Source organism: Streptomyces sp. NPDC051364 (assembly GCF_040682115.1).
GTDB lineage: Bacteria > Actinomycetota > Actinomycetes > Streptomycetales > Streptomycetaceae > Streptomyces.
In genome coordinates, this window is record NZ_JBFBAH010000014.1 from 44,966 (window position 1) to 57,145 (window position 12,180).

At 72.1% G+C, this 12,180-nt stretch carries 12 protein-coding genes and 1 tRNA gene; 5 read left to right on the forward strand and 8 right to left on the reverse strand.

Translation table 11 applies throughout. The annotated features are described in order from the left end of the window. Positions 1–54: 54 nt before the first annotated feature. Positions 55–792: a histidine phosphatase family protein gene (locus AB0M76_RS26455; protein WP_365955228.1), complete on the reverse strand. Its 738-nt coding sequence runs from the start codon at positions 790–792 to the stop codon at positions 55–57. Positions 793–873: 81 nt separating this feature from the next. Here AB0M76_RS26455 and AB0M76_RS26460 point away from each other — a divergent pair, with 81 nt between their 5' ends. Next, entirely contained in the window at positions 874–1,866 is a 993-nt protein-coding gene (locus AB0M76_RS26460; protein WP_365955229.1) for a magnesium and cobalt transport protein CorA, read from the forward strand. Between the two features lie 12 nt (positions 1,867–1,878). On the opposite strand, the gene AB0M76_RS26465 is transcribed toward AB0M76_RS26460, so the two are convergent. Beyond that, positions 1,879–2,667 (reverse strand): ferritin-like domain-containing protein, encoded by a 789-nt coding sequence (locus AB0M76_RS26465; RefSeq protein WP_365955230.1) that lies wholly within the window; start codon positions 2,665–2,667, stop codon positions 1,879–1,881. Positions 2,668–2,856: 189 nt separating this feature from the next. After that, positions 2,857–3,906, reverse strand: coding sequence for an LLM class F420-dependent oxidoreductase (locus AB0M76_RS26470; RefSeq protein WP_266630770.1), 1,050 nt, complete (start codon positions 3,904–3,906; stop codon positions 2,857–2,859). Between the two features lie 101 nt (positions 3,907–4,007). Here AB0M76_RS26470 and AB0M76_RS26475 point away from each other — a divergent pair, with 101 nt between their 5' ends. Both AB0M76_RS26475 and AB0M76_RS26480 read left to right on the forward strand, forming a co-directional pair. Further along, complete coding sequence (locus AB0M76_RS26475) at positions 4,008–5,000, forward strand: aldo/keto reductase (RefSeq protein ID WP_365955231.1); 993 nt, start codon at positions 4,008–4,010, stop codon at positions 4,998–5,000. Then, on the forward strand, positions 4,997–7,291 hold the full coding sequence (locus tag AB0M76_RS26480; RefSeq protein ID WP_365955232.1) for a helix-hairpin-helix domain-containing protein: 2,295 nt from the start codon (positions 4,997–4,999) through the stop codon (positions 7,289–7,291). Before AB0M76_RS26475 ends, AB0M76_RS26480 begins: the two co-directional genes overlap by 4 nt. Before the next feature lie 70 nt (positions 7,292–7,361). Here AB0M76_RS26480 and AB0M76_RS26485 read toward each other — a convergent pair whose 3' ends face one another. Next, on the reverse strand, positions 7,362–8,048 hold the full coding sequence (locus tag AB0M76_RS26485) for a hypothetical protein (RefSeq protein ID WP_365955233.1): 687 nt from the start codon (positions 8,046–8,048) through the stop codon (positions 7,362–7,364). A gap of 47 nt (positions 8,049–8,095) precedes the next feature. Between AB0M76_RS26485 and AB0M76_RS26490 the strand changes: the two genes are divergently transcribed. Next, positions 8,096–8,284, forward strand: coding sequence for a DUF5703 family protein (locus AB0M76_RS26490; RefSeq protein WP_031146791.1), 189 nt, complete (start codon positions 8,096–8,098; stop codon positions 8,282–8,284). A 40-nt stretch (positions 8,285–8,324) separates the two neighbouring features. Here the strand turns inward: AB0M76_RS26490 and AB0M76_RS26495 are convergent, their stop codons facing one another. The 3 genes from AB0M76_RS26495 to AB0M76_RS26505 all read right to left on the reverse strand — a co-directional run bounded on the left by AB0M76_RS26495 (position 8,325) and on the right by AB0M76_RS26505 (position 10,897). Further along, a complete protein-coding gene (locus AB0M76_RS26495) occupies positions 8,325–9,110 on the reverse strand; it encodes a chaplin family protein (protein ID WP_365955234.1) in 786 nt (261 codons plus the stop codon). A 98-nt stretch (positions 9,111–9,208) separates the two neighbouring features. Next, positions 9,209–9,442 carry a chaplin gene (locus AB0M76_RS26500; protein WP_365955235.1) on the reverse strand — a complete coding sequence of 78 codons (234 nt, stop codon included), beginning with the start codon at positions 9,440–9,442 and terminating at the stop codon, positions 9,209–9,211. Between the two features lie 129 nt (positions 9,443–9,571). Then, positions 9,572–10,897, reverse strand: coding sequence for a M20/M25/M40 family metallo-hydrolase (locus AB0M76_RS26505; RefSeq protein WP_365955236.1), 1,326 nt, complete (start codon positions 10,895–10,897; stop codon positions 9,572–9,574). Between the two features lie 169 nt (positions 10,898–11,066). Between AB0M76_RS26505 and AB0M76_RS26510 the strand changes: the two genes are divergently transcribed. Beyond that, a tRNA-Leu gene (locus AB0M76_RS26510) sits at positions 11,067–11,154 on the forward strand. A gap of 88 nt (positions 11,155–11,242) precedes the next feature. On the opposite strand, the gene AB0M76_RS26515 is transcribed toward AB0M76_RS26510, so the two are convergent. Further along, entirely contained in the window at positions 11,243–12,103 is an 861-nt protein-coding gene (locus tag AB0M76_RS26515; protein ID WP_365955237.1) for a tyrosine-type recombinase/integrase, read from the reverse strand. Positions 12,104–12,180 lie beyond the last annotated feature (77 nt).

Consider the following 12,180-nt stretch of genomic DNA (forward strand, 5'->3'; position numbering starts at 1 on the left):
GGCAGGGGCAGGGCTGCGTTTATTTGGGCCAGTCCACCCTACTGCGCCGTTCGATCACGCCGCGCCCGCGCCGCCCCCCACGACGGCGTTCCCGCCGTCTTCGGTCGCGCTTTCGAAGGTCTCCGTTTCCGCCGCGGCCGCGTCCGGTGCACGGGCCGGGCGCGGGGCGAGCGAGCCGAAGTCCCCGGTGTCGCCGAGCCGGAGCAGGAACGGGCGTGTCGGCGTGTAGCGCACGGCCGTCACCGAGCAGGGGTCCACGTGGATGCGCTGGAAGAGGTCCAGGTGCATGCCCAGGGCGTCCGCGACAAGGGACTTGATGATGTCGCCGTGCGAGCACATGAGGAAGACGGCGTCGCTCCCGTGCTCCTCCTCGATCCGTGCGTTCCACTCCCGTACGGCGTCCACGGCGCGCGCCTGCATGGCGCGCAGGGACTCCCCGCCCGGGAAGGCGGCGGAGGAGGGGTGCTGTTGGACGATCTTCATCAGCGGTTCATCGTTGAGCTCCGAGAGTTTGCGGTTCGACCAGTCGCCGTAGTGGCATTCGCCGATCCGTTCGTCGGTGTGCATTTCCAGCTCCGGGCGCGCGGCGAGCAGCGGGGCGAGGGTCTCCCGGCAGCGCTGCAGCGGGCTGCTGACGGCTGCGGCGAGCGGCACCGCGGCGAGCCGCCCGGGCAGCGCCGCCGCCTGCTCGGCGCCGCGCTCGTCGAGGGCCACTCCCGGGGTCCATCCGGCGAGCAGCCCTGCGGTATTGGCGGTGGACCGCCCGTGTCGTACGAGGATCAGCGTGGCCATACCGCAAAGCCTAGGCGGTGGCGGCCGGAAGCAGAGGGGCGCGGTGCCCGTCGGATGCGGGCCGGGCGCGGGCAGGGGAGAATGCCCCTCGTGATTGTCGACTGCGCCATGTACCGGGACGGCCGCCGCTCCCCTGCGCCCGAGGACCTCTCGGACGCCCTCGACGAGGCGCGGGCGAGCGGCGACGCCTTCCTCTGGATCGGCATGTACGAGCCGACGGAGGAGGAATTCGAGCACGTCAGCCACGAGTTCCGGCTCCACAAGCTGGCGGTGGAGGACGCGCTGACCGCGCACCAGCGCCCCAAGCTCGAGGTGTACGACGACTCGCTGTTCGTCGTCCTCAAGCCGGTGACGTACGACGACGACGCCGACACGGTGACCGCGGGCGAGCTGATGCTCTTCATCGGCGACTCCTTCGTGGTCACGGTCCGGCACGGCGAGGGGGCCGCGCTGGCCGCCGTACGCCGGCGGCTGGAGCAGGAGCCGGAGGTCCTGCGGCACGGTCCGACGGCGGTGCTGTACGCGGTGTCCGACGCGGTGGTCGACCACTACATCGAGGTCGCGGCCGAGCTCCAGGCCGACCTGGAGGAGGTGGAGGCCGATGTCTTCGCGCCGCAGGCCACGGACACGAAGAACACCGCCGCCCGGATCTACGGCTTCAAGCGGCAGGTGCTGGAGTTCCGCCGGGCGACGAGCCCGCTGCTCCAGCCGATGGACCGCCTCGCCTTCGGGAACGTGCCGTTCGTGCACGAGCACGCGCAGCCGTTCTTCCGCGACGTCGCCGACCACCTGACCAAGGCGAGCGAGTACATCGAGGGCCTGGACCGGCTGCTGTCGGACGCGCTGGCCGCGCACCTGGCGCAGATGGGCGTCCGGCAGAACGACGACATGCGCAAGATCTCGGCCTGGGCCGCGATGGCGGCCGTCCCGACGATGGTGGCGGGGATCTACGGGATGAACTTCGACCACATGTGGGAGCTGCGGCAGCCCTGGGGCTATCCGGTGGTCGTCCTGGTGATGGCGGGCGTCTGTCTGGGCCTGCACCGCATGTTCAAGACCCGCGGCTGGCTGTAGCGCAAGCGCCTCCTACGCGTACTCGGGCGCGGTCACCGGTACGCCGCCCAGCGCGTTGCGCCGCTCCGGCAGGCTCAGGCTGATCATCCGGTGCCAGCCGGCGAACCGCTCGTACGCGTACATGCCGCGGATCCCGGCGGCCAGCGCGGCCGCCTTGGGCGCAGGCCAGTGCAGCAGCCGGCCCATGTGGCCCATGACGGCGAGGCTCACGTCCCGGTAGACGGAGATCTCGACGAGGGCGCTCTCGCGCAGCACCTGCTGGATGGTCCGGCCGTGCCCCTTGCGGACGAGGCGGAGCAGCTCCTCGTGGCAGTAGGCGAGGTGGTTGTCCTCGTCGTGGCTGATCATGCGGATGGCCTTGCCGACCTCGGGGTGGTCGCCGAACTGCCGCAGGAGCATGACCATCTGGTCGGCGGCGCGCTGTTCGGTGACCCGGCTGTGCGAGAGGTAGACGACGATGTCCCGCTCGGTCAGCGGCTCCGCCCGGCGCAGCTTCTCGTGCGCGAGGCCGATGCCGCGCCGCTCCAGCAGCATCGTGTAGTCGGTCTCGGGCGGCACGGGGACGGGCGGCAGGCCGCGCTTGCGGAGCAGGGCCTGGAAGATCCGGCCGTGCTTGTCCTCGTCGGCGCCGTGCCGGATGATCTTGGGAGCCAGCTCGCGCATGCTGTCGGGCACCAGGGCCGCGATCCGTGCGTTCTCCCAGCCGCCCTGGGACTCCCCGCTGGCGGCGATGGAGCAGAACAGCTGGAACGAGTCGTCGTTGTCGACGATCTCCTGGAACAGGCTGCGCGCAGAGAGCATGCATCGAGTCAACGGCCGATCCGGGGGCCGGGCAACCGAGGGGTCGCACCGATCGGCCGAATGAACGATGTGAAGGGGTGAATGCGCGGGCGTAACCCGGAGGGTGCCGCCCGCGTTGTTGACTGTGTCGGCCGTGGCGGGGAAGACCCCCGAGCCCCCACCACGGCCGCAGGGCCTGTGCTTGATGCCTTATGCCAGGCCGGCGCGCTCCATGGCCTCCGTACCCGCCCGCAGGGCGGTGATCCGCTCGTCCAGGGTGAACCCGGCCGGGGCGAGTGTGAGGGTGGTGACCCCGGCCTCGGCGTAGGCCCGCATCCCGTCCGCGATCCGCTCGACGGAGCCGAGCAGGGTCGTGGAGTCGATCAGCGAGTGCGGGACGGCCGCCGCGGCGCCCGTCTTGTCGCCCGCCAGGTACTTGTCCTGGATCTCGGCGGCTTCCTTCTCGTAGCCCATGCGCTGGGCGAGCTGGTTGTAGAAGTTCTGCTTCCGGCTGCCCATGCCCCCGACGTACAGGGCCGTGTACGGGCGGAACATGTCGGCGAGGGCGGTCACGTCGTCACCGACGGCCAGCGGCACGGTCGGGCAGACGTCGAAGCCCTCCATGGTCAGCCCGGCCTTCTCGCGGCCCGCCCGGATGTGGGTGAGCGCGGTGGCCTCGAGGTGCTCGGCGGCGGGGAAGATGAGCAGGGCGCCGTCGGCGATCTCGCCGGTCTGCTCCAGGTTCTTCGGCCCGATGGCGGCGATGTAGAGCGGGATGTGCTCGCGCTCCGGGTGCACGGTGAGCTTGATCGGCTTGCCGGGGCCGCCGGGCAGCGGCAGCGTCCAGTGCTCGCCCTCGTAGCTGAGGCGCTCGCGGGTCATCGCCTTGCGGACGATCTCCACGTACTCCCGCGTGCGGGCGAGCGGCTTGTCGAACTTGACGCCGTACCAGCCCTCGGAGACCTGGGGGCCGGAGACGCCGAGGCCGAGCCGGAAGCGGCCCTTGGTGAGGGAGTCGAGGGTGGCGGCCGTCATGGCGGTCATCGCGGGCTGGCGGGCCGGGATCTGCAGGATCGCGGAGCCGACGTCGATGCGCTCGGTCTGGGCGGCGACCCAGGCGAGCACGGTCGGGGCGTCGGAGCCGTAGGCCTCCGCGGCCCAGCAGACGTCGTAGCCGAGGCGGTCCGCCTCCTGGGCCACGGCGAGGTTGTCGGCGTCCATGCCAGCGCCCCAGTAGCCGAGATTGATGCCGAGCCGCATGTGTCGTCCCCTTACCGGTTTACCGATCAGTAACGTAGGTCTGCGGGGGACTGTAGCGCGCCAGGGCTCCCCACGTCAGTGCCCCAGTAGTCTCAGCGCTCATGGAGCAGAGGCATCTCGGCCGCACGGGACTGCGCGTGTCCCGGATCGGCCTCGGCACCCTGACCTGGGGCCGTTCCGCGGAGGGACCGGACGAGTCGGGCGCTGCCGGGCAGTTGAAGACGTTCTGGGAGGCGGGCGGCACGCTCGTCGACACCGCCGACGTGTACGGGGGCGGTGAGGCGGAGTACCTCCTGGGGCAGCTGGTGGGCGGGCTGGTCCCCCGCCAGGACCTGGTGATCGCCACCAAGTCGGGCTCCGTACGGGACCCGGACCGCCGGTTCAACGGCTCGCGCGGTCATCTCCTGTCGGCGCTGGACGACTCGCTGGCCCGCCTGGGCACCGACTACGTGGACCTCTGGCAGGTCCACGCCTTCGACCCGGGGACCCCGCTGGAGGAGACCCTCCAGGCCCTGGACCTGGCGGTGAGCAGCGGCCGGGTCCGGTATGCGGGGGTGTCGGGCTTCAGCGGCTGGCAGCTCGCGAAGGCGGCGACCTGGCAGCTCGCCGCCCCGGGGGTGCGCACGCGACTGGCGTCGACGCAGATGGAGTACTCCCTCCTCCAGCGGGGCGTGGAGCGCGAGGTCCTCCCGGCGGCGCTGGACCTGGGCGTCGGGCTGCTCCCGTCCTCCCCGCTGGGCCGCGGCGTCCTGACGGGCAAGTACCGGGACGGCACGCCGGCGGACTCACGGGGGGCCTCGCCGACCATGGCCGGCTTCGTGGACCCGTACCTGGACGACGCGGCGAGCGGCATCGTGGACGCGGTGGCGACGGCGGCCCAGGGCCTGGCCGTGACCCCGCTCCAGGTCGCCCTGGCGTGGATCCGGGACCGGCCGGGGGTGGTCGCGCCGATCGTCGGGGCGCGAACGTCCGCGCAGCTCAGCGAGGCGTTGTCGGTGGAGCCCCTTACCCTTCCCGAGGAGATCTGCCGGGCGCTGGACGATGTGTCTGCGCCCGTGCACCGCTATCCCGACCACGACTGGAGCACGCTGTGAGTACGGACCGCCGACCTGCATCCGCGGAGGACCCGGCCACCCCCGGCCCCCGGGCCGAGGCGGCCACCCCCACCGAGCCGCCGCCCCAGCCCGCCGACGGGGCGGCCGGCTCCGGCGAAGCCGGGAGTGAGGCCGGGGGTCCGGGGGCGGAGCCCACGGTTTCGGGAAGGGGCGGGGTGGGGGAAAGCCCCGCAGGGACCACCTCCGGCGAAGTCCACACCGACCAGCCTCCCGCAGCCGAGCCCGAGCCCGATGCGGATCAGCCGGATCAGCCGGATCAGCCGGATCAGGACGACTCGGCGGAGCCGGGGGCCGACGGCGGCTCCACGGAGGCGGGCGGCGCCGCCGAGAAGGGCGAGGCCGCGCCCGCGCTCAGCGAGGCCGAGGCCGAGTTGGCCGCACAGAAGATCGAGCGGGAGCGCATCGCCCGCCGCAAGGCGGAACGGCAGGGCCCGGTCGACGCCGGAGCCAAACTCAGCGGGACGGCCGCCGATCTGCTGGCCGCCGTACGGGCCGTGGAGAGCGGGGAGAAGCCCTCCCCGGTGTACTTCGACGAGGCCCCGACCACGCCCCGCAAGCCCGCGGCCCCCGCCGCGCAACCGGCTCCCCGTCCCACGCCCCCCGCCCCCACCGCCGCCGGCATCGAAGGCGTGCGCTCCGTACTGGCTCGCGGCGGCGCCCCCGAGGCGCTGGCCGGACCCGCCGCCACCGCCCTCGGCGAAGACGCCGCGGAGCAGCTCGCCCACGACCCCTGGCGGCTCCTCGCCGTGGCCGGCGTCCGTCCCACCCAGGCCGACGGCTTCGCCCGGGCCCTGCTCGGCCCCGAGGCCGGTCCCGGCGACGAGCGGCGTGCCGCCGCCCTCGTGGGCTGGCTGCTGGAGCAGGCCGCGCTGAAGGGGCACACCGCCCTCGAGGCCCCCACCCTGGAATCCGCCCTCGCCCAGTACGGCGTCCCGGATCCCGCCGCGTCCCTGGAGCAGGCCATCGGCGAGGGCACCGTCCTCGTCTTCCACGAACCGCTCGGCCCGCCCGTCGCCGAAGGCGAGGAGCAGCCCGTACGCGTCCTCGTCGGCCTCGAGGGGTACGCGCTCGCCGAGGAGAGCCTGGCCGACGGCCTGTCCCGGCTGGCCAACACCTTCAACGACCCGGCGGACTGGGAGAAGGCCGCCACCGGCCCCGGCGCCGACCTGATCCGCGCCGTCTCCGGCCACGGCCTGGTCACCCACACCGGCGGCGAGGCCGCCCGCGCCGAGCCGCTGGCCCTGCCGGCGGCCGCCCGCGAGCTGGGCCTGCGCGTCTGCCTGGCCGCGCACACCCCCGCGCAGGACGCCGTCACCGTGGCCGGGCTGCTCGCCGGCACGGAGGGGCCCGGGCGGGACGCGGACGGGCAGTTCGCGCTGGACCTGCTCGTGGTCCTCGACGCCCCGCAGCTGGACGTGGAGACCGCCGCCGCGCTCGTCGAGTCCGTCCCCGACGGGGCCCGGCTGGTGCTCTCCGGGGACCCCGGGGTGCTCGGATCCGCCGGGCCCGGGAGGGTGTTCGGCGATGTGCTGGCGGCCCGTGCCTGCCCGCAGCTGGTCTCCCGCACCCCCGACCCGGGCCCGATCGGCGAGCTGGTCTCCGGGGTCGGGATCGGCGAGCTGAACCAGGTCGACGCCCCCGGCCGGGAGGTCGTCATCGTCCCGGTGCGCGACGCCGGGGAGGCCGTGCACCGCGCCGTGCAGCTGGTGGCCGAGTCGGTGCCGCGCGCCTTCGCGATCCCGGCGGACGCCGTCCAGGTGATCACCCCGGGCCACGGCGGCTCGGCGGGCACGCGGGCGCTGAACGCGGCCCTCAAGGAGCGGCTGAACCCGGGCCCTGGCCGGTTCGGCGGCTTCGACCCCGGCGACCGCATCGTGCACGTGCCCTCGCCCGGGCGGGCCGTGCCGGCCCGGGTGGTGTCGGCCGATGCGCAGGGGCTGCACCTGGACGCCGCGGGCGCGCGGATCGTCGTACCGAAGGAACACGTGGAGTCGCAGGTGCGGCACGGCTGGGCGGTGACGGCGCACCAGGCCGTCGGCGCCCGCTGGCCGGCCGTGGTCGTCGTCCTGCCCGGTGACGCGGCCCAGGCCCTCTCCCGGGACTGGGTGTACACGGCGTTCGGGCGGGCGGAGCGGCATCTGTCCGTGGTGCACGGCGTGGACCAGGCGCTGCCGCGCGCGGTCGCGGAGGTACTGCCGAAGCCGCGTACGACCCGGCTGACCGGCCTCCTGCGCGCCCTCGCGGCCGCGGCTCAGGACCAGCCGGAGTAACCCGCATACGACACCGCGGCCCCCGCCCTGTTCGGGACGGGGCCGCGGTGTCGTATGCGCGGGGCCCGGATCAGGCGGGCGTCAGGCCGGGCTGCGCCGCCTGGCCGCCCGCTTCCTCCGCTTCGTCCGCGTCTTCCTCGTCCTCGTCGAAATCGTCGGCTTCCTCGTCGAAGACGGAGCTGACGTCGAACCGGTGCAGTACGTCCTGGGGATCGGTGTGCCCGAAGGGCGAGCCCAGCCACTCCCCCGGTTCCGCGACCTCTTCCGAAGCCGCGATCCAGAGCGTGGAGTCCCCCTCCTCCAGGCCGAACTCCTTGTAGCGGGAGGCGATCTCGTCGGGCTCGTACTCCCCGAAGAGGACACCCAGTGCACCTGCCGTGCCGCCGTCGAAGGCCAGCTCGGCTTCCCGGTCGTGCGCGGCGACCCGCTCGGCCTGGGCGATCAGCCTCGGCGGTTCGACGACGGCATAGTCGCGGCGGATGAGCACGCTGAAGGCGGCGGGCTCGGCGGGCCCGGTGTACGGGACACCGTCCTCGGGCGTGGGGATCTCGAAGGGGGTGACCTCGTCGTACCGGTCGTAGAGGAGTTCGTCGTACTCCTCCGCAGCGGCGGCGAGTTCGTTGAAAGCGGCGTAGACGGCCGGGTCCTCGTCCCCGATCCTGCTCTCGACCGCGGCGAGGTGACGGTCGAGCGCGGCCTTGACCGCCTCGGCGGCGGCGCGTACCTCGGCAACACTGGGCAGAGCGGCATCAGACATAGTGCAGACGCTATCCGTAGCAGGGCTCTGCCCGCACAATAGATGCGATGCCGGAATACGAATTTGTCGACGTGTACGTGCCCCGCGGTGTGCCCCGCAAGGAGGCGACCCGCCTGCTCACCGACCATGCCGAGTACGGGAACTGGGAACTCGACCGGCTCACCCTGCATCGGGACGGCAGCCGTCGTGTGCGGTTGCGCCGCCGGATCATTCGTCAGGTCCGCGCGACCTGGTGACGCGGGCCCCGGGTCGGGGCCCGCGTCGTGAGGGCGCCTGTCAGGCCGCGTTGCGGGCGCGCCGGTAGAGCACGGCACCGGCCAGCAGCGTGCCGGCGGCGAGCGGCAGGCCCACGCCGAGGACGTCTCCTGCGCCGGTGGCGGCGAGCCCCGCGTGCTGAGCGGGCGCGATCTCGGTCCCGGTCCCCTGGCCGGGGTGGGTCACGGGCGTGACACTGCCCGCACCGGGGCCGACGGAGCCACCGGGCCGGCCGGGCGTGCCAGGCGTACCCGGAGTGCCGGGCTGACCGGGGTTGCCGGGCGTGCCGGGGTTACCGGGCGTGCCGGGGTTACCGGGCGTGCCGAGGTTACCGGGCGTGCCAGGAGTTCCGGGGTTGCCGGGCTGACCGGGATTGCCGGGCGTACCCGGGTGGTTTCCGGGCTGGCCGGGGGTCCCGGGGTTGCCCGGGTGACCCGGCGTGCCGGGGTTACCCGGGTGGCCCGGGTGGTTCGGCTCGTCCTCGTCGCACGACTCGTCCGGCTCCTCGGGCCCGCCCGGGTGGCCGGGATTGCCCGGGTGTCCCGGATTGCCGGGGTGGTGGTCCGGCGTGGCCGAGTGGTTCGAACAGCGGTTCCCGAAGGCCGGGTTCAGCAGCCCCACGACCGAGACGGTGTTGCCGCAGACGTTCACCGGGGCATCCACGGGTGCCTGGACGGTGTTCCCGGACAGCAAGCCCGGAGAGTTCGCGGCATGGCCGGACGCGCCGGAGTCCGCGTGTGCGTAACCCCCACCCAGCGCGAGCACACCCCCTGCGGCCGCCATGGTGATCAGGACTTTGCGTCGCATGTGTTGTCATCCCCCTGCTGTGTACGAACAGCCGGGCCCTGAAGCCCGGCGGCCCCGGAGCGCTGGAATGCGCTCCGGGGCCCAAGACTTCAGACGCGTCAGGCGTTGACGCAGGTGTTGCCGAAAGCCGGGTTCAGCAGGCCCACGATGTTGACCGTGTTACCGCAGAGGTTCACGGGCACGTGGATCGGGACCTGGACGACGTTGCCGGACAGGACACCGGGGGACCCGATGGCCGCACCCTGGGCCTCCGCGTCGGCGTGGGCCAGGCCCGCACCCGCGAGAACCAGACCACCGGTGGCAGCCGCAGCGGCGACAACCTTCTTGAACATTGTTCCTCCTAGTTGGCAATGCGGTCCCAGCCGCGGACCGCACCACCTGTAACGAGGAGACATCACCAGGGCTACGAGCGTATGAGCGCATTCACTCTTCTCAGTGGAAAACGCACACCTTCCCGATTCTCAGCAGTTGTCAATGAATCGGTCGAGCACGCGCACGCCGAACTTGAGCCCGTCCACCGGCACGCGCTCGTCGACCCCGTGGAACATCCCGGCGAAGTCCAGCTCCGGCGGCAGCTGCAGCGGGGCGAAGCCGAAGCAGCGGATGCCGAGGTCGTCGAAGGACTTGGCGTCCGTGCCGCCCGACAGCATGTACGGGACCGCCCGCGCGATCGGGTCCTCGGCCTTGAGGGCGCCCTGCATGGCGTCGACGAGCTTCCCGTCGAAGTCCGTCTCGAGGGCCTTGTCCCCGTGCACGTCCTCGCGCTTCACGCGCGGGCCGAGGATCCGGTCGAGGTCGGCGAAGAACTCGTCCTCGTAGCCGGGCAGGAAGCGGCCGTCGACGTGCGCGGTGGCCTGGCCGGGGATGACGTTCACCTTGTAGCCGGCGCCGAGCATGGTCGGGGCGGCCGAGTTCCGCAGCGTCGCGCCGACCATCTTGGCGATGCCGCCGAGCTTGGCCAGGGTCGCGTCCATGTTGTCCGGGTCGAGCGGAGTGCCGAGCGCATCGGAGAGCTCGTCCAGGAAGGACCGTACGGTCTTGGTGACCCTGACCGGCCACTGGTGGCGGCCGAGCCGGCCCACCGCCTCGCAGAGCTCCGTGATGGCGTTGTCGTTGTTCGTCATCGAGCCGTGTCCCGCGGTGCCGTCCACCGTGAGCCGCATCCAGTGCATGCCCTTCTGGGCGGTCTCCACCAGGTACAGCCGCAGGTTCTCGTTGACGGTGAACGAGAAGCCGCCGACCTCGCCGATCGCCTCGGTGACCCCCTCGAACAGCCCGGGGTGCTTGTCCACGAGGTGCCGGGCGCCGTACAGGCCGCCCGCCTCCTCGTCGGCGAGGAAGGCCAGCACGATGTCCCGCGGGGGCTTGCGGCCGCTGCGCAGCCGGTCGCGTACGACGGCCAGCGTCATCGCGTCCATGTCCTTCATGTCGACGGCGCCGCGGCCCCACACGCAGCCGTCGGCGATCTCGCCCGCGAAGGGGTCGTACGTCCAGTCGGCGGCGTTCGCCGGTACGACGTCGGTGTGCCCGTGGATCAGCAGCGCCGGCCTCGACGGGTCCTCCCCCTCGATGCGCGCGACGGTCGAGGCGCGCCCCTTGTGGGATTCGAAGATCTGCGGCTCCAGCCCGACCTCGGCGAGCTTCTCCGCGACCCACTCGGCCGCCTTGCGCTCGCCGGGGCCGGAGTGGTCTCCGTAGTTGCTGGTGTCGATCCGGATGAGGTCCCGGCAGAGGTCGACGACCTCGTCCTCGCCGGAAACGGTCCTGCCCGCGCTCGACTCGCTCACGCTGCTTCCTCCCACTGATCGGTGCCGACTGCCTCCCCATCCTCCCGCGTGGGACGGCTCTCCCCAAGGGCGATCCCCGGCCGTCGGGGGGTGTGATCGAGGGCCCCGGAATGTTTGGTAATGTTTTCCACGTCGGAACGGCCCGCGAGGGACGCGAGACAGACACCTTGTCCGGGTGGCGGAATGGCAGACGCGCTAGCTTGAGGTGCTAGTGCCCTTTATCGGGCGTGGGGGTTCAAGTCCCCCCTCGGACACCAGCTGAGACCCCACTTCATGTGGGGTTTTTTGCTTTTCCAGGATGTGGCGTGACCAACTACGTGACCAACAGCCCAGCGAATCCCCAGGTCAGACCAGGGATGACAGGCCGAGTCGGCCCGCACCGGAGGCGGCGAGCTTCCGCGCTCCGTCCTTACGTGAGTGCCCGTACCGGGCCATGGTGTAGCCCGGTGAGTGGTGCCGGACGTTCGCTGAGACCTCTACGGGGCTCTCCCCGGCCTCCAGGCCGTTCGTGACCTTGCTGTGCCGCCAGTCATGAATCCGGAAGTCCTCCGGCAGGTGCAGCCGGCTCCGAAGCCACCTTGCCGACACCTTCTCGGGGTCCTGCGGGCCGCCTGCCTCGCCCCGGTAGAGCTTGAAGCCGTCCCGGGCGAACACGAGATCATGATCGGTCCAGGCGGTTCCCATGCGGGCACGTTCGGCGTCCTGTCGGGCCTTCTGCCACTTGAGGACGTTCATGACGCTCTGGTCCACATAGATGATCGCGTTGGCGTCACCGTCCTTGGTCAGCTTCCGCAACCGGTACGTGTTGCCCTCCTCGACCACAACCCAGCCCAGTTCGATGGCTCCCTCATCCCAGCGCACGAGAGACCACTTCATTCCCAGAGCCTCACTGCGCCGGACACCGGTCGCGGCGTAGACCGTCCACAGCGGAGCATCCCTAAGGCAGTGGTGAGTCAGGCCGCCGTCACAGGCCCGGTTGCCGCACGGCTCCCACACAGAGCCCAGAAACCGCGCCGTCTGACTGTCGTCCACGGTCGGATAGCTCTGCTCCTGTGCCTTGATCTGCCGAGCCGTGGGCGGGTGTGCCGTCGTGGCCGGATTGGCGGGGATCAGCTTGGGCACTGCCGCGCCGAGGGCGCCGGACAGGATGCAGGCCGTTGTAGGTGACCGTGGGCCGCGTTCCGGCCCATGTGGCCTCGGGGGCACCGAGAGCGGCCAAGGCTGCGCGGAAGGATTCGAGCGCGTCGGTGGCTCGTGTGTGGCTGTCCCGCCACGTCTGCATG